The 18,137-nt window shown below is 45.6% G+C and carries 11 protein-coding genes and 2 riboswitches; of the genes, 2 read left to right on the top strand and 9 right to left on the bottom strand.

Annotated elements, in window-relative coordinates; all coding sequences use genetic code 11:
- Window positions 1-36: 36 nt before the first annotated feature.
- Window positions 37-2,106, bottom strand: coding sequence for an efflux RND transporter permease subunit (locus tag QZL69_RS09275; protein WP_022214936.1), 2,070 nt, complete (start codon window positions 2,104-2,106; stop codon window positions 37-39).
- Between the two features lie 229 nt (window positions 2,107-2,335).
- On the opposite strand from QZL69_RS09275, the gene QZL69_RS09270 reads away from it, so the two are divergent.
- Window positions 2,336-2,956 (top strand): TetR/AcrR family transcriptional regulator, encoded by a 621-nt coding sequence (locus QZL69_RS09270; protein ID WP_022214935.1) that lies wholly within the window; start codon window positions 2,336-2,338, stop codon window positions 2,954-2,956.
- A gap of 40 nt (window positions 2,957-2,996) precedes the next feature.
- Here the strand turns inward: QZL69_RS09270 and QZL69_RS09265 are convergent, their stop codons facing one another.
- The 4 genes from QZL69_RS09265 to QZL69_RS09250 form a co-directional block, all read right to left on the bottom strand.
- Window positions 2,997-4,097 carry an ABC transporter ATP-binding protein gene (locus QZL69_RS09265; RefSeq protein ID WP_022214934.1) on the bottom strand — a complete coding sequence of 367 codons (1,101 nt, stop codon included), beginning with the start codon at window positions 4,095-4,097 and terminating at the stop codon, window positions 2,997-2,999.
- A gap of 1 nt (window position 4,098) precedes the next feature.
- On the bottom strand, window positions 4,099-5,163 hold the full coding sequence (locus tag QZL69_RS09260) for a FecCD family ABC transporter permease (protein ID WP_022214933.1): 1,065 nt from the start codon (window positions 5,161-5,163) through the stop codon (window positions 4,099-4,101).
- A 14-nt stretch (window positions 5,164-5,177) separates the two neighbouring features.
- Window positions 5,178-6,344: an ABC transporter substrate-binding protein gene (locus QZL69_RS09255; protein ID WP_022214932.1), complete on the bottom strand. Its 1,167-nt coding sequence runs from the start codon at window positions 6,342-6,344 to the stop codon at window positions 5,178-5,180.
- A 69-nt stretch (window positions 6,345-6,413) separates the two neighbouring features.
- The gene (locus QZL69_RS09250) at window positions 6,414-9,632 is read right to left on the bottom strand and encodes a hypothetical protein (RefSeq protein WP_022214931.1); all 3,219 of its coding nucleotides are present in this window, start codon (window positions 9,630-9,632) and stop codon (window positions 6,414-6,416) included.
- Window positions 9,633-9,816: 184 nt separating this feature from the next.
- A riboswitch (cobalamin riboswitch) is annotated at window positions 9,817-10,002 on the bottom strand.
- Between the two features lie 229 nt (window positions 10,003-10,231).
- Here QZL69_RS09250 and QZL69_RS09245 point away from each other — a divergent pair.
- Window positions 10,232-13,486 (top strand): Ig-like domain-containing protein, encoded by a 3,255-nt coding sequence (locus QZL69_RS09245; RefSeq protein WP_022214930.1) that lies wholly within the window; start codon window positions 10,232-10,234, stop codon window positions 13,484-13,486.
- 131 nt (window positions 13,487-13,617) lie between these two features.
- Here QZL69_RS09245 and QZL69_RS09240 read toward each other — a convergent pair whose 3' ends face one another.
- From QZL69_RS09240 to QZL69_RS09225, 4 genes are all read right to left on the bottom strand, one after another.
- Window positions 13,618-14,235 (bottom strand): hypothetical protein, encoded by a 618-nt coding sequence (locus QZL69_RS09240; RefSeq protein ID WP_022214929.1) that lies wholly within the window; start codon window positions 14,233-14,235, stop codon window positions 13,618-13,620.
- Window positions 14,236-14,326: 91 nt separating this feature from the next.
- Window positions 14,327-15,796 carry a sirohydrochlorin cobaltochelatase gene (locus tag QZL69_RS09235; RefSeq protein ID WP_022214928.1) on the bottom strand — a complete coding sequence of 490 codons (1,470 nt, stop codon included), beginning with the start codon at window positions 15,794-15,796 and terminating at the stop codon, window positions 14,327-14,329.
- A gap of 133 nt (window positions 15,797-15,929) precedes the next feature.
- A riboswitch (cobalamin riboswitch) is annotated at window positions 15,930-16,127 on the bottom strand.
- Window positions 16,128-16,181: 54 nt separating this feature from the next.
- Window positions 16,182-16,832 carry a thiamine phosphate synthase gene (gene thiE / locus QZL69_RS09230; RefSeq protein WP_022214927.1) on the bottom strand — a complete coding sequence of 217 codons (651 nt, stop codon included), beginning with the start codon at window positions 16,830-16,832 and terminating at the stop codon, window positions 16,182-16,184.
- A gap of 5 nt (window positions 16,833-16,837) precedes the next feature.
- Complete coding sequence (locus tag QZL69_RS09225) at window positions 16,838-18,130, bottom strand: Na+/H+ antiporter NhaC family protein (protein WP_022214926.1); 1,293 nt, start codon at window positions 18,128-18,130, stop codon at window positions 16,838-16,840.
- Between the last annotated feature and the right edge of the window lie 7 nt (window positions 18,131-18,137).

Raw genomic sequence — 18,137 nt, 5'->3', positions numbered from 1 at the left:
TCCAGCCCGGGGGCTTCATTCATTTATGTGTTGATTTTATTTTTTGTCCGGCAAAAAGCCTTTTGATGTACGAACAATGATCGGGTCAAATACCATAAACATCGCCGGAAGTACAAGCAGTACAACGACCGTACTGATCACCGCACCTCTCGCAAGCAGAGTGCAGATCGAACCGATCATATCTACCTGTGAGTAAAGAGCTACACCGAAGGTTGCTGCAAAGAAGCTGCATCCGCTTACGATGATAGACTTCATGGAGAATTTATGTGCAATAGAAATAGATTCCTTCTTGGTCTTGCCAAGATGACGCTGTTTCTGGTAATTGCTTGTCATCAGGATCGCATAGTCTACGGTTGCTCCAAGCTGGATCGCACCGATGACGATACTTGCAACGAACGGAAGGGTTACACCCTGATAATACGGGATTGCCATATTTACATAAATCGCAAACTCGATAACCGCCAGAAGTACAAACGGCAGGGAGATGGATTTGAATACAAACAAGATGATCACGAAGATTGCTGCCATGGAAAGGATATTTACTCGCTGAAGGTCGACATCTGTCGTATCCTGAAGGTCCTTCATCAGAGGTGCCTCACCGATGACCATGGAGTCCGGACTGTATTCCTTAACGATCTCCTGAATGGAAGCAAGCTGTGCGTTACATTCATCTGTTGCAGATGAATATTCAGAGCAGACAAACTGCACTTCGTAGTTGTCTGATTCCAGCATTTCCCTGACATTGGAAGGGATCATGGATTCCGGGAAACTTGGTCCGATCAGGGAGTTCATACCCAGAGACCATTTTACTCCGTCTATTTCATCGATCTTGTCGAGCATCTGTGTTTTCTGTTTGCTGTCCAGACCATTCCTGAGCAGGATCATATGCATCGTGCTCATATCAAAATCCTCTTTCAGTTTATCATTTGCAACATTACTTGCCAGGGTTGCCGGAAGAGATTTATCAATATTGTAGTAGATCTGTGTATGGTTGTTTCCATAGATTGCCGGGTACAGAAGTACGAGGAATACGATCAGCCATACTTTGTAATGTTTGGTGATAAAACCGGAAGCTTTGTCCATGTTCGGAAGCAGAGCCTTGTGTTTTGTCTTCTCGATTGCCTTGTCGAATACGAGGATCATTGCCGGAAGAACAGTTACACAGCAGACAACTCCGATCACAACACCCTTCGCCATAACGATACCCATATCACGTCCCAGGGCAAAGGTCATAACACACAGTGCAAGGAAACCGGCGATCGTAGTAACGGAACTTCCCGCTACGGATTTGAAGGTATCTGCGATCGCATGTGCCATCGCACGTTCTTTCTCATCATATTTCTTCTTATATGCTTCAAACGAGTTCAGCAGGAAAATGGAATAGTCCATTGTAACACCAAGCTGAAGTACCGCCGTCAGTGATTTGGTAATGTAGCAGACCTGACCGAGAAAAATATTACTTCCAAGGTTATACAGGACCGCCAGACCTACACTCAAAAGGAACAGAATTGGAACCACGAGTGAATCCATTGCAAGAAGCAGTACCAGAAGGGAAAGTCCTGCTGCGATCACAACATAGATCGGCATCTCCTCCAGGGCAATGTTCTTGATATCTGTTACAACACCTGACATACCACTGATAAAGCACTGTTCATTTGCGATCTTACGCATGTCTGTAACTGCTTCCATCGCAGCATCAGAGGAAGTTGTATTGTCAAACAGTGCGATCATCATGGTCGCATCGCCATTAAAAAATGCATCTTTGAATTTATCAGGGATCATGCTTACCGGGATGCTTAAGTCAGCCACACTGTCATACCACAGAACATCCTTTACATGCTCTACATCCTGAAACTTTTCTTTTAATGCTGCTACGTCCTTGAGGTCCATATCTTCCACAACGACCATGGAAAACGCACCCATTCCGAACTCATCTACCATGATATCCTGGCCTTCTACAGTTTCCAGGGAATCCGGCAGATAACTAAGGATATCATAATTGACTCTTGTTGCCGCCATACCGATCACTGACGGTATCAGCAGAATCATACTGATCAGTACGATCAGCACTTTATGCTTCGCTATCCATTTACCGACCTTAATCATCATGTCCTCCTTGTTGACTATCTTTTTCATTTATGACTATCAGTCATTTTCTTTTCATCATTAAGAGTTATATACCAAAACTGACTGTTAGTCAATATACGATTATGCGAAAGTGTCCAAAAACCAACTTATTTTTTTCATTGTGTTGATTGGTCCGTAATTAATATTGACTTCTGGTCATTTTTGATTATAATAAAGCACAAAAGGTATGGTCAGAAGGAGGGATTTTATGGGAAAAGTAGAAGTAAAAAAGCAGAAAAAGAAAGATGCGCTGTTCAATACTGCATTCGAGCTTTTTACCACCAAAGGCACCAACCAGACGACCATCTCTGATATCGTAAACAAAGCAGGCGTCGCCAAGGGGACCTTTTATCTTTATTTTAAAGACAAATATGATATTCGAAATAAACTGGTATCACACAAGACCTCGGAGCTTTTTTACCAGGCTTACCGTGCCGTGATCGACCAGGAGATCACAGGCTTTAGGAATCAGCTTCACTTTATGATCGATTTTATTCTGGATGCCCTGGAAAGTGACTCTCCTCTTCTGATGTTTATTTCCCGCAATCTTTCCTGGGGTGTCTTTCAGGCAGCTCTGGATGACAAAGTTCCAGACGAAGATCTTGTATTTTATGATGCGTATCTCGGACTTCTTGAGAAGGATGAACATACGTATGAACATCCGGATATGATGTTGTTTTCGGTGATCGAGCTGGCAAGCTCCACCTGTTACAGCTGTATTCTTTATCAGCAGCCGGTTTCACTCAGTGAATATAGGCCGTATCTGCATCGGTCGATCGATGGGATACTGGATAGTTATACCCATGACGAACCACGGGGACGGAGTTAATAGCCCTGAAGTGCCATATAACTCCGTCCCCGTGATTCTGTCATCTTTTTTCAAGTTTTTTATCATTCTTTGCTTTTTCGATCAACTCTGCGATTCTGCTGTTCGTTTTCCCCACTGTTACTCCGGCATCAATGACTTTTTCACAGGAATCCACCAATTTCATGGCTTCTGCAAATGTCTCATCACTGATCTCCTCAAACGGCTTCTCTGTCACAGTCCGTACAGCGAGAAGGCGTGCCAGCTGATAGTCGATGTCATTGGTATAGAGAATCCCGGCTGCAAATGGGATATTTTTTCTCTGCAGTTCTCTGTAAATTGGGATTCCGGTTCCACCGCTGGAGATGACCAGGGTCTTTGGTTCTCCTTCTGGTCTTGGAAGTTCCAGGCTTCCGAAGACCGGGTCAAAATATCCATTGTCAATTCCATAAAGATCACGGATCGCTTCTTCCTTAAAGATCGTTTCCGGTTTTCCGTAATGTGCAATGCGGTCGCCTTTTACGCAGATGATCTTGTCGGCCACTTTTTCAGCCAGATCGATCTCATGGAGCGACATGATCACGGTGATTCCTTTTTTCTTTGCCATATTTCTGAGGATTGAAAGCAGTTCCAGTTTGTAACGCACATCCAGGAATGAAGTAGGTTCATCCAGAACGATGATCTCCGGTTCCTGACAGATTGCCCTTGCCAGGAGAACTCGCTGCCGCTGTCCGTCACTGATCGCGTTAAAATCACGGTCGCCAAGTTCCTGTGCATGGACTGCTTCCATCGCTTCATCAACCTTCTGCTCATCTTCCCTGCTCAGGATTCCAAGCTTGCCGGTATATGGATAACGTCCGGTAGCCACAATATCATGGCAGGTCATAAGTTCCGGTTTCATACGGTCCGTCAGGACTACCGCCATCTTGGTAGACAGGTCACGGAAAGACAGCTTAGAGAGATCTGCATCTGCGATCTTTACATTTCCGGAAATGATCTTGAGCTGGCGTGTGATACTTTTGAGGATCGTGGATTTGCCGGCACCATTCGGTCCGATCAGTGTCACGATCTCTCCTTTTTCGATTCCGATACAGATGTCATGGATCAGGGCTTTTCCGTTATAGCCGACTGCCAGATTATCCATATTTATATATTGCTCTGCCATATCACTGTTTTCCTTTCTGACGTTTCAGCATCATTGCGATGACAACCGGCGCGCCAAAGATTGAAGTTACGGTACTGATGTTCAGTTCCAGCGGTGCAAATGCTGTTCTTGCGATCAGGTCACTGAGCATACAGAAGACTGCTCCTCCCAGGAAGGTTCCCGGAATGACGACCAGTGGCCTGGAAGTATTCAGTGCCTGTTTTACCAGATGTGGAACTGCGATTCCCACGAAAGAGATCGGACCCGCAAAAGCAGTTACTGTAGCCGAAAGGATACTGGACAGAAGGATCAGTGTCACACGAAAGACCTTGATATCAACGCCCATGCTCTGTGCATAAGCTTCGCCCAGCTGATAGGCACCGATCGGTTTGGAGAGCATAAATGTCAGTGCGACTGCAACAGCTACGATCACTGCTGCAATATGTACATTACTCCAGCTCATACCGGAGAAACTTCCCTGGGACCAGCCATGAAGGTTTACGATATCGGAATCCTCTGCAAACGTAACCATAAAATCCGTGATCGCAGAGCAGATATAACCGATCATAGTTCCGGCGATCAGAAGTGTCGCCATATGTTTGATGCGTCTGGATACCAGAAGGATAAATCCTGTTGCTATCAGAGATCCGATAAAAGCGGCAATTACTAATGTATAGGAAGAAACTTTGTTGAATTTCTCCAGAAAATAGATCATTGCCAGTGCTACGACCATTTTGGCTCCGGAAGAAATACCCAACAGGTATGGTCCGGCGATAGGGTTTTCAAAAAAGGTCTGTAACAGAAATCCGGAAAGGGACAGTGCACCGCCCAGGATCGCCGCCATCAGAAGACGCGGCATTCGGATCTTCCAGATAATATTGTATTCTGTCTGTGCACCTTCCCGCAGGAAAATGATCTTCAGGATACGTGAGACCGGAATGTTTGTCGTTCCGGTATTGATGTTTAATATCAGAATTGCAAAAAGTGCCGCTGCAAGTACTGCAAATACTGCTGCGTAACGTGAACGCCGCCGGAAGTTTTCCATGTGGAAGGTTCCGGTGCCCTCACCTGTCTGTGCTTTCATCATGTTTTCTCCTGTATTTAATCAATTTTTGTCATAAAGGTCATCTGGCTCGCATCTCCGCCGGTGAGCATCAGATGAATGTCTGTGATCATATTTCCTACAATGTCGGTTGCCTGGTAGAGATATTTGCCGGCACACCATACATTGCCTTCTTTGACAGCCTTGAAGTCTGCAAAAAGTTCGCTCTTCTGCAGAAGGTCATCCACGCTGTTAATCGGATCATCAATCGTTCCATTGTATACCAGATAATCCGCATCGATCGCCTGTGTATAAAATTCTTCCATCGTCATCGGCACGGAAGAACGCTTTGTTTCTTCCTCAGAGTCCACCTGTGTCGGAACGTAACGACCGCCTGCGATCTCGATCATCTTCGGCACATAGTCGGATGGTTTTCTTACGACTACGGAGCCATCTGTATTAATATAGAAGAAAGCGACTGTTTTTTCTGTATTTTTGAAATCTTTCAGATCAGAGATGATCTTTGCCTGTTCGTCAAAGAATTCTTTCGCCTCATCTCTCTTATCAACCATTTCTGCATAAACTTTGATCCATTCGGTACGTCCAAGCGGATGGTTTTCGTAACTGGAACGGTCTGTGAATACAGGGATTCCCATCTGCTCGATCATCTCCTGTACCTTCGGGGTGTGAAGGATCATCGTTGATTCAATTGCCAGATTACATCCGGAATTTACGAGAAGTTCATAATCCGGCTCACTGTATTTGCCGGCAAAAACGATGTCGCCGTTTTCCATTGCCTGTTTTGCCGCATCAACATACCATCCAGATGCCTGGAGGGAAGAAAACTTGATGTCATCCAGTGCGTCCAGGGAAGAAAAAAGAGACATTGCAGATGTCGCTGCCAGGTAAATATTATCCAGCGGCTTCTGAAGCACCACGATATCCTCATCCAGTCCGTCAGGGGCACTCTTTCCTTCCGGTACCAGAAGGAACTGGCCGCTGTCCGGCACATCGATCAGAGTATAGTCATCGTTGTAATAGTATATATGGAAGCATTCTGCAAACTCATTCTGCATTTCTGACTGAAAAGTCAGGCCGGGGATCTCCGGTGCAGAGGAATCGTTATCTGCTGCTTTTGTGCTCACGGACAGGCTGAAAATCCCCATCATGAGAAGGCATGCTGCCATAAGCGGCAGCCACAGTTTTCCTGTACTTCTTTCTTTCATATTCTTATTTTATCCTCCGATTTTTATATACGGGCGATCCGAAGACCGCCCGCTCCCATGATTACTGTGTTACTGTTCTGTATCTGTATTTTCTGTTGTATCTGTACTTTCCGATGTGTCTGAGCTTTCTGAGTTATCTCCGCTATGTCCGCTTACAGCAGCTTCATAAAGTTTGGACGCTTCCTTCTCACATCCGAACAGAGCCCCATATACTTTGCTCCACTCATATTTTGCAAGGACATCCTTCTCATCTTTGGAACGATCCAGGATCATCGGGATCTTGAGGATTGCAAGTTTTTCTGCAAAAGCAGTCATTTCCGGATATTTCGCTGCGATCTGGTTTTCATCGCTCTGTGCATCATCCGTCTGTTCTGCATCAGCAGTATCTTCCGTACTGTCGTCCCCTGTATCCTCTGCTTTCGCTGTCAGGATATCGGACGGTACGATCGCCAGTTTGCATTTATTTTTTACAAGTTCTTTCAGGTCTGCTTTATCATAAGTGCCTGCTGAAATGATATCGCCTTTTCCAATGGATTCTTTGATTGCAGCGATCTTGCAGTCGTCTGCTGTCGCAGAAACCGCAGATACATTTTTGTCTGCACCGATCTTATCGATCATTTCCAGTGCCACGTCAGAAGCAACATATGTCTTGTCCATCGGAAGCTGGATCACAATAATGGATTTGTCGATTCCTGCCGGAATCTGATCGGCTTTGTCCTCAGGAACAAGAAGGTAGCGGATGACTTCCTGCTTATAAAGTTTTGCGTAATCCTGTTCTGTCGCTGCGTTCTCCTCTCCATCCGCACTGGAAGTCTTTGCTGTACTTTCTTCATTCGTGCCGTCTGTGGAAGTCTGTGCCGCGTTATTCTGTGTAAGATCCACACTGTCCTTGCCAAACTCATCATTCAGAGTGATCTCAAGCACGGTCATATCGTTGTTGTAATAATGGATCTTGAACATTTTGGAATGTTCCAGTTTCAGGGAGCTCATATATTCCAGACCTGTGATCTTTGGCGCCGCATCATCCTTGTATACGGTGCCAGCATCTGTCTCGGCTTCCTGACCGTCTGCAAGCTTTGTGGAATTTCCTGCTGCCTTTGCAGTCACACTGCTGCCACCGGAACTCTTACTGCCGGAACTGCTGTCCGGGATATCCATGCCGAAATACAGAGTATATTCAATCTCGTACGGCTTGGACATCGCTGTTGTACAGCCTACGACTTTATTGTTGGCATTCAGCTGGATCGGGATCTTGAAGGTACTGTATTTGTCCCCTTGATCTACCGGATCATACTGGTTTCCACTTGCTTTCACATAGATCCATTTGCCACTGTTGAATGTCACATACGCCCATGCCTGTCCATCTTCGACGCTGATCTTGTCGCAGGTAATATTAAGGCCATGCGTACCTGTTCCACCTGACCAGGAGAAAGAGAACTGATCAGAGCCATATTCCCCATCCTTTAAGCCACCGGCAGAAGAATCTACCTGGCTTGTCTTGCCATCTGTATTTGATTTGTAGTTATTTGTACTCGAGCTGCTTCCACCGGATCCACTGCTTCCGCCGGAACCAGTTGAACCGCCGCCAGAACTGCTTCCATTAGAACCACTTCCACCGGTGCTGCCTCCATTGGAACTGTTGCTGCCGCTGGAACTGCTTCCATTGGAGTTACTTCCATTGGAACTGTTATTTCCATTAGAGTTATTCCCTGAATTATTTCCGTTCGAATTATCATCTTTGGAACCATCTCCGCCAGTTCCGGAATTGCTGGTATCTACGTTGAATTTCAGCGTATGGTCATACCACATTTTATCCTTATCACCAGCCTCATAGTAACGATGAGAGCGCGCAGCCAGTTTCGTATCTTTGTTCAGACCTTCCAATGCAAATTCATAGGTATATTTACCCTCTGCATCAACTTTGTAGGAAATCAGCTTGCTGTCTGCCGCCTTCAAAGCCTCTTCTTTGGTTCCAAGAAACAGCCTGTCGTATCCTGTTCCACTCAATGTGATTTTTGCAGTAACCTTACCATTCTTGACCGTAATCTCACATGCATTGATCTTGAACATCGTAGCCGTACCAGATACATGTGTCACCGTGCCTGTATAGGTTCCATCCTTCGGAATATCACTGGATGGTGCAGAAGTCGGCTTCGGTGTGGCTGTCGGCTGTGGTGTGACTGTCGGAGTGGCATCCGGTGTGGCTGCACCGCTCTTTGTGATATGGATAACGTATTCAATATCATGCGGCTCTGTCATGGCGATCGTCGTTCCGGTGATCGTCATATCTGTATTTAAAGTCACCGGAATCTCAAAGTAAGAACCGCCTTCGTTACTTGCAGGCTGATATTCTTTGCCGTCCACAACCAGTTTCGTAAAACTGCTGCTGCTGAATTTGATCGTTGCATAGGTCTGACCGTCTTTTACAGTAATCCCTTCACAGGTGATCTTTGTTTTTCCTGTACCGCCGCTGAATGAGAAATCATCTGCTTTATACGTACCATCTGCCATGGAAACGGCATCTGCTTCTGTCTCAGCAATACTGTCTTCTGTCGTATTGTCTTTTTCCAGACTTTCAATACGATAGTCCTCGGCTGCTGTAGTCTGCTCTGCACCAGTCTCTTCCAGTGCTCCGATCTGCCAGAGAGAATCAGAATCGCTGTCTGAACTGTCTGAGCTCTTTGAAATCATTCCTTCGCCGGAATTATCTGCAGAAGTATTTTCTTCTGCTGTCGGTACTGTTTCAGAAGGTTCTGCTGTATCCGTTGTTTCCTGTACAGGTGTTTCTGATACTTCAGACGGAAGCATAAAATACAGTTCTTCCTCTGTATACCAGCTGTCATCCTCTGTATTTCCCGGGACATAAGCCGCTTTTTCACCAAGGTACTTCGGGTCGATATAAAACAGATAATGATATCTGCCCGCTTCATCCAGAGAGCCCTCAATTACCGGTGTGCGGTCTTCGTCTGTTCTGTTTCCGATATATACTCTGTTATAAGTTGTATTGGCAGAGACAATCTCGATCAGAATGGAATCATCCTCTGCATACGCTTTTTTGTCTGTTATCTGAAGGAATTCTTCTCCTGATGATACATCGTCTGTGTTCTGCTCTGTTTCGCCCGCATCAGTTTCTTCTGTTTCCTGAGCTGTATTTTCATCAGATTCTCCTGATGAGTCTTCACTGCTTTCCTGCGCCGATGCATTTTCTGCTGATGCCATGACCGATGCCTGTGGTGCAGCTGTTATACTCAATGCAAGGAATGCAGCGAGAAATTTTTTCGAATGCATATGCCTCTCTCCTCTTATAAAACGCATTTCTGTAAGTATCTCATATAGGATTTTTCCTCTTACACTGCAAAAATATAAAGCCTACTCTCCGATCCAGATGAGTAGACTTCAGTCGCACAAATAAAACATCCTTCTTTGCATAACCGGATGTTTCGTTTCTGTGAAATTCTGCTTTCTTCGGAAGCTTTTCACTGATTCTCCAGCAGGTTTCCTGACTTGCAGAGTATTCTAAGATCACGCCTTCTCACACAACTTCACATGCAATGGCTTCTGCAATCCTCTCTTACGCTTACAGTGACCGGATCGTTCAGGATTCGCACCTGATTCCCTATTATCTGTCAGTGACAGCACTGGAGTTCCTATATTCTGCTTTATTATAGCAATATATGCATCCTAGTGCAATAGTCTGAGCCTGATTTGTACTGCCAAAAATGTGCCAATATGCACAGAAAAAGCAGTGTTTTTTTCTTGTTAGCATTTGTTATTTTTAACAAGAAGTGATATGATTAATAACAGAATGTAATTCGCGGGACATTCCAGTTGCACAGGGCATCCTTCATGATGCCTCAATTTTATTCAATAATAAGGAGATTATGAAAATGAAACAAAGAAGTAAAATTCTGACAGCATTGTTTCTCAGTGCATCACTGGCAGTTACTCCGGCAGCTTCAGTCTCAGTTCTTGCGGAGGATCTGGATTTTGCAGCAGTCGAAGAAATTGACGTAGTACCCGAAGAAGAAATTTCTGATTCAGAAGAAGTTTCCACTTCCACAGAGGATTCTGTTTTAGCGGCCGACATTACGACAGAGGATTCTGACCTGACAACTGATGAATTTACAGCAGATACATCTACCTTCAGTACGGATGAAGCAGATGTATTTACATCTGGTGAGACATCTGAACAGGATGTCTCAGAAGCCAGAACTCATTCTATCAAAGTTTCTGTTATCAACAGTTCAGGGGTTGCTTCCGGCATGTACGCTATGGACAGTGCTGTTGTCACCAGACAGGACGATGGCACTTATCTGGTAAGAATGCACCAGACAAGCGTAAACAGAAACTACATGGCTCTCACAGATGATAAAAACAAAGCAACCAATCATGAGGTTGACTGGTATGTTGCTGGTGGAGACGACGGCTACTGGTATACCATTCCTGTTGCCAGTCTGACAGATCCCCTCTATGCAAGTTTCAGCTATACCAAAAATGTAAATGCAGGCAAAGCCTGGGGAAATGTTCAGACAATCACCTTTGATGTCAGTTCCATGGCAGAAACCGAAGAAAGAGATGCAGTTGCATCCGATATCAACAAACTTCCGGCTACAAACGGTCCTGCTGATTACACATCTGTAGATGCAGCTCTGGCCACTGTTCCGGAAGACCTCTCCATCTACACTGATGAAACAGCTGATGCTGTAAGAGCTGCCGTTGCAGCAGTTAAAAGAGATTATACTATGGCACAGCAGGCTGATGTTGACAAGATGGCACAGGCCATCACCGATGCGGTCAATGCTCTGGTCAAAAAAGCTGTAGAAGAAGCCAAGACTCATTCCATCAAAGTTTCTGTTACCAACAGTGAAGGTGTTGCTTCCGGCATGTATGCCATGGATGATGCTATCGTTACCAAGCAGGACGACGGCACTTATCTCGTAAAAATGCATCAGGCAAGCGAGAACAGAAACTACATGGCTCTCGTAAATGGTACAACGGCAGACGACATAGCTGCTGCTACTCAGCACAAGATTGACTGGTATGTTGCGGATTCTTCCTACTATTATACCATTCCTGTTGCAAGCCTCAGTGATACTGTTTATGCAAGCTTCAGTAAGACCACAAACGTCAACAAAGGCTCAAAATGGAGCAATGTCCAGACCATCACTTTTGACACCACCTCCATGGCAGATACTGACAAGAACGATGTTGATGCTTCCGGCATGAACAAACAGGCTGCCCTGGATTATTCTTCTGTAGATGCTGCTCTGGCAACTGTTCCTGAAGACCTCTCCATCTATACAGACGAAACAGCCAATGCTGTTACTTCTGCCGTGAAAGCACTTAGCGGTACATACAAAGCTGCAACACAGGATGACGTTGACAAACTGGCCACCGCTATCACCGATGCGGTCAACGCTCTGGTTGAAAGAGGACTTCTCACTGTTACAAACGAAACATTAATGTTTAACGTTGAAAAAGCTATTCTCAGAGACGGCAATCTCATCCTTACCCTTCACGGAACAGGTTATCATTATCTGTACAAAGGTACTTATGAAGAAGCTGTTGCAAATGGTGATAACAGAGACAACTGGATCGCCGGTGAAGAAGTTAACGGTAAATGGCAATTTACTGTCCCTGTAGCAGAAGGCGAGACATACCTTCCGATCGTAGCTATCTCCAACAGCTACCTTACCAAATATGAAGAAGGCAAGAACTCTCTGGAAAGAGCTTTCTATCCTCGCCAGGCTGTGATCGATCAAGACGCTGCTACTTTAGTTACCGGTGATTACGATCATACAAAAGATCTGACCGTTGACAACAGCGTTAAGATGTTCAACGTTGCCGCTGCTTCTCTTGAAACCATCGGCGGACCAAATTCTAACAATTATAAGGAAATCCTTCACCTGACCATGGGCAGCGACAGCTTTGACAAAGTATTTATCGGTTTTGCCAAAGATGCAGCAAAAGCTGAAACAACGGCTGACATCACAGACCGCAAAGTTTCTTTCGATATGAAGGCAAACGCTATGGGTGGAGCAGCTACTACAGATTATCTTGACAAAGAAGTAATCTTCTCTTTCCATTCTGTAAAAAATGGTACCTGGTATGAGCGTGTCTTCAATGTAAGCAAGACAAATGGCACACTTACCATTACACCGGTTGCTGCTGCTGATTACACCGCTGTAGATGCGGCTCTGGCTGCTGTTCCAAAGGATCTCTCCATCTACACTGACGAAACGGTTGCTGCTGTAAGAGCTGCTGTAGACGCAGTTAACAAAAACTGTACCGTATACCAGCAGGCCGATGTTGACAAGATGGCTTCTGATATTACAGCAGCTGTAAAAGCACTGGTTAAGAAACCTGTAGCCGCTGCCAAAGTTACGCTGAATGCTACAAGCAAAAAAATCACTACCGGTAAGTCCTTTACATTAAAGGCCACTGTTGCACCTTCCAATACAACAGACAAAGTTGTATGGAAATCCAGCAATACCAAAGTTGCAACTGTATCCGCTAACGGTACTGTAAAAGCAGTGAAAGCAGGTACTGCTGTGATCACCGCTACGGCAGGAAAAGTAAAAGCAACATGCAAAGTTACTGTTGCCAACCCAGTTTACAAAGTAACCAGCATCAAACTTGCAGCTGCTCCTTCCCGCTACATCACAGCAGGCAAAAGAGTACAGCTCAGAGCTACAATCACTCCTTCCAATGCAACAAACAAAGCAGTAACCTGGAAATCCAGCAATACCAGAATCGCAACTGTCAGCTCTACCGGTATTGTAACCTTCAACAAAAATGCAGGCGGCAAAAAAGTCACCATCACAGCTACTGCAAAAGATGGCAGCAAGAAATATGCAAGAATCACCCTTGCCTGCATGAAAGGTTCTGTAAAGAGCATCAGGCTTTCCGGAAAAACTACCGTTACCAACGGTCAGTCCACAAAAGTAACCGCAGCCGTTACTTCTCAGGGCGGAAGCGCAAACAGATCACTTGCATGGTCTTCCAGCAATACAAAACTTGCTATCGTTGACAAATACGGTAAAGTCAAAACCATCAAAGGCAAAAAAGGTACAGTTACCATCACTGCCAAAGCAACAGACGGATCTGGAAAGAAAGCAACATTCAAGATCCGCATCAAATAATATCCCTCAGTTTCACTGATCGATATTACTACATAAAAAAATATCCTGGCGGGTTCAGTTATGACACTGGATCCGTACAGGATATTTTTATTGTACTGCATATTTGGTTATCGTTTTGTCCAAAGACAATTTTATTTCTCTGACGCTTCTTTTGTATCGTCTGTTGAAGTGTCCTTCGTCTCTTCTGTTGCTGCTGTCTCATCAGATTCTTTCTGAGGATTGGTGACTTTTACCTTATGGTCGTACCATTTGTTTTTCTTTCCGATCAGGGCAAGGTCAAATTCTTCGTCAATAGCTTCAACCGGAATATCAAAACCATAAACTTCTTCTGACATTCCATCGCTGTATGTAACAGTATCTGTTGTCGGCTGGAGAAGTTCTGCACCATCTTTCTGTGCATCCTCTGCTGTTCCCACAAACAGATTTACGATATTTTTGGAAGCCAGACTTACATGAAGTGTCATCTTACCGTCTTTGACTGTCAGGACTCCCTTGCCATCGTTTGCTTCGTTTACATGGAACATTCCGCTGTCTGTGTCAAACTCAGCACTGTAGGTGCCATCTTCCAGAACTGCATCCTTTGCATCGTCCTTCTTATCGGTTGTATCAGCCTTGGCATCATCCTTCTTGGCATCTGCTGTTGCTGTAGAAACTGACTTGACTTCTGTTTCTGCCAGAACCGGCGTAAAGCTTCCAAGCATAAGTGCTCCGCTTAATACGCATGCCATCATTGCCACTGAACGTTTCATAATATTTTCCTCCTGCTTTTACAGGAAATGCCCGGAAAGACCTAGATCCTCCCGGGCAGCCCCGTTATCTTACATAAAAACTGTTTCTTTATTATTCTGCTGCTTCTTCTGTAGTATCAGCTGCATCGTCTGTTGTTTCCTCTGCTGCTGCATCATCAGAAGCTTCTTCTGTGTCATCTGTTACTTCTGCTGCATCATCAGCTGTTCCCAGAGAATCGATAGCATCTTTTGTATGTGCTACATACAGATCCTCAACTGCTGCGACTCTCCCAAGACCTTCGATCTGGCAGTCAACACTGTCAAATGCTCCGGATGCCTCGAACTGGCTCTTCCAGGAATCTTCATCATCACCAGCCATATCGTTGTTTGCATGGTCACCAGCTACAACCATAAGCGGACGAAGAACAACTTTCTTGAAGCCTGCATCTTTAACCTTAGCGATAACTTCTTCGCATGCGGTGTCTTCCGGCTCACCTTCAACAGTTCCGATGAAAGCGTTTGTGAATCCAAGGTCTCCCATCTGTGTCTGCATCTGATCGTATGTTACGTTTGCTGTATGAGAAGTACCATGTCCCATGAATACAAATGCTGTTCCGTCTTCTGCGGCTGCTTCCATGCTGTCATATCCTGCTACCTTGCAAGCTTCATCTGTGATAGCCTGTGCAACTGCTTTCTTGTCGTCGTTGATCACAGTAGCGTCATCACCAACTTCACCAAGCATTGGCTCTGCGATTGCTACAGATTCGAATTTGTCTTTGTAGTTGTCGATTACTTCTACCATCTCATCGTACTCAGCACCATGCATCAGATGTGTAGGCTGAACAACAAGGTTCTTAACTCCGTTTGCTACTGCACGGTCAAGAGCCTGATCCATGTTGTCGATTGCTTCATCATCTCTTGCCTCTACATGGTTGATGATGATCTGTGCTGTGAAAGCACGTCTTACGGACCAGTCCGGATAAGCTGCTGCCAGAGCATCTTCGATTCCTTTGATATCCTGTGCACGGCTGTCGTTGAAGGAAGTACCAAAGCTTACAACAAGAAGTTCGTTCTCACCGATCTCATCCTGGTTACGCGGATCATCCTTGGAAGCATCGCCTGTGTCACGTCCGAAATATTCCGGGCTTGCTTCTTCGCCTTCTACCAGTTCTTTCTGTGCGTCTGTCAGAGCATCCCATGCTTCTTTGGCTGCCTTGCAGTCCTCATCTGTTGTGTCATTTCTTTCCTGAACGTAGATCTTGTCGATCAGTGCTGCAACGTTGTCTGCTGCTGCCTGGTCATCATCAGATGCCTCTGCTGTATCGTCTGCAGCTTCTGCGTCATCTGCTGCTGCCTCTGTTGCAGTGTCCTCTGTCTTGTCGCTCAGTAGTGCAACGTCATCTGCTGCTTCTGCGTCATCTGCGTCATCTGCTGCTTCTGCATCATCTGCATCATCTGCTGCTGCCTCTGTTGCAGTGTCCTCTGCTGTGTTGTCAGAAGCCATAACTCCTGCTGTACCCATCATAGATACAGTTGTGATCGCTAACAGTATTGCAAGTGCTTTTACAGTTTTGTTTTTCATGTTTTTGTCCTCCTTTGACATTACAGTACGAAAACTGAACAGAATCCTGCACACAAAAAAAGCCCTCAAAAAAGGGGTAAGTGGTCTATCAAAAAACGGTACGACCAATTACTCGTGATCTGGAATCCTATATTCCCGTACCAGACAACAGGCAGGTTTCCTGACTTGCCGCTCAACATATGGTTCTATCTTCCCAGTTTCCCAGTGATCATGCTTAATGCATACAGAACCGTACTCCGTGCTTACAGTGACGAGATCGTACAGGTTTCTCACCTGTTTCCCTTTTAACCTCATGAACAATGCCCTCGGCACCTGTTATCTTCTTTATTCAATTTTCTATACAGTATCATATTTTTTGACAAATTACAATACATTTGGGCTATTTTTAACAAAATATATCGGTCAGCCTGCTCATCTGTGCTGTTTTTGCTGCCGGATCTTCCGCTGCAAAGATCCCCGAGATCACGGCTGCACCGTTGACTCCGCTGCCCTCAAGCTGTGAGACATTTTCGCTGTTGATCCCGCCGATCGCCACGACCGGAATACTGACAGAGGCTGCGATCTTCTTCAGTTCTTCCATGGAAAGATATTTGGCATCTTTCTTTGTCGTGCTGCCAAAAACCGCCCCTGTTCCGATGTAATCTGCTCCGGCTTTTTCGGCTGCGATCGCCTGTTCAACAGTCTTGGCTGTCATCCCGAGGATTTTGTCCGGTCCTATCATGGCACGGATGTCTCTTTCCTTAATGTCTGACTGACCGACATGTACACCGTCCGCGTCCATTTCCAGCGCGATTTCCACACTGTCATTCACCACAAAGGGGATATTGTATCTGTGGCAGAGTTTCTGAAGTTCTATGGCTTCTTTTCTTGTCTCCTCTGCACCCAGTTCTTTTTCTCGGAGCTGAAGGAAGGTTGCCCCGTTCTGGATCACCTTTTCGCAGACAGAAAGAAGTGTCTCGTCTTCTTTCAGCCAGCCTCGATCCGTAATGACATAAAGTTTCAGCGCTTTTGCTATCTGTTCTCTTGTAAATTTCATCTTTCTTATCCTTTCTTCCGAATTCCATCCAATACCCTGCAAAGCGGCAGCAGATACAGGAAAAACGCGAATAAAATACTGCTTTGCGGTGCACCGACTGCTATAAGCGGAACCGCCCCCGCGATCGACCATGGGATCATTGGTGCGAGGATCACGACACTGTCCTCCAGGTCATTCGCAAACCGTTCTTTGTCTCGTTCTGTTCTGGCGCAGAGCTGCTGTGTCAGCATGATCGCAAGTGTCTGGTTGCAGGCGATCGCGCTGGCTGCTGCTGATGTGAGCAGGATCGCAAGAAACGGAAATGTTTTCTGTGCCAGAGACTCTACTGTTGTCTGGATCCCGTCGAGGATCCCTGTCTTCTCAAAAATCCCTGAATAGGATGAGGAAAGACACACGATCGCACCGACTCTCAGCATGGAAACGATCCCTCCTCCATCCAGCATGGAAGCGATCTCTGCATTTTCGCTGTGAAAGCCAAAGATAAGGATGTGCGGGAGTTCCATAAGCGGCATCCCCTGTATCCAAACGCATAAGACAAGTGCCACGGCAATGCTTGCAAGCATGGAGATTTTGACTCCGAGCTGCGCCACGGACAGGGTCAGAATCACCAGTGCCGGCAGAAGTATCCACCAGACGATCCGAAATTCCCGATGAAAAACTCCGGTAAGATCCGGCAGTTCCTGTGTATGGGAAGTCCTCATTCCGACCATTGTATACAAGATGCAGACCAGTACAAAGGGAATCAGCGCACTGCGGACCATATTTCGGATGTTTCTATAAATGCTGGTCTCTGTCAGTTCTGACACAAGAAGGGCGCTGGTCGAGACCGGTGAACAGCGGTCACCAAAAAAGATTCCCGAAAGGATCGCACCACCGCAGAGCCACGGAGATACCGAAAGGACAGATCCCATCGTCGCACAGACAACGCCTACTGTTGCCGCCGTCCCGAACGAAGTTCCGGTCAGCACCGAAACCAGCGAGTTCAAAAGAAATACCATCAGAAGAAAAACCGATGGTTTTATAAAATGGATCGTATAGCAGATGATCGCCGGGATCGTTCCTGCCTGTCTCCAGAGTGCGGTCAGCATTCCGATCAGCATAAAGGTGATCAGGATGTTTCTGACTTTCCAGATTCCCTCGCCCGCCATATGCAGGATCTCTTTTACTGAAAAGCCTTTTTTCTTTGCATAATAGCCAAAGATCACGAAGCCTGCCAGTAATGCATATATAATAGAAACATTACATACAATACACAGAATAAGGATGCCGCAAAACAGCCCTAATACTGCAAATTCCATGGCAGCC

It is taken from the genome of Blautia sp. CAG:237 (genome assembly GCF_000436615.1).
Lineage (GTDB): Bacteria > Bacillota > Clostridia > Lachnospirales > Lachnospiraceae > Blautia_A > Blautia_A intestinihominis.
The sequence above is the reverse complement of the archived record's forward strand: the minus strand, read 5'-3'. Positions and strand labels throughout refer to the sequence as shown.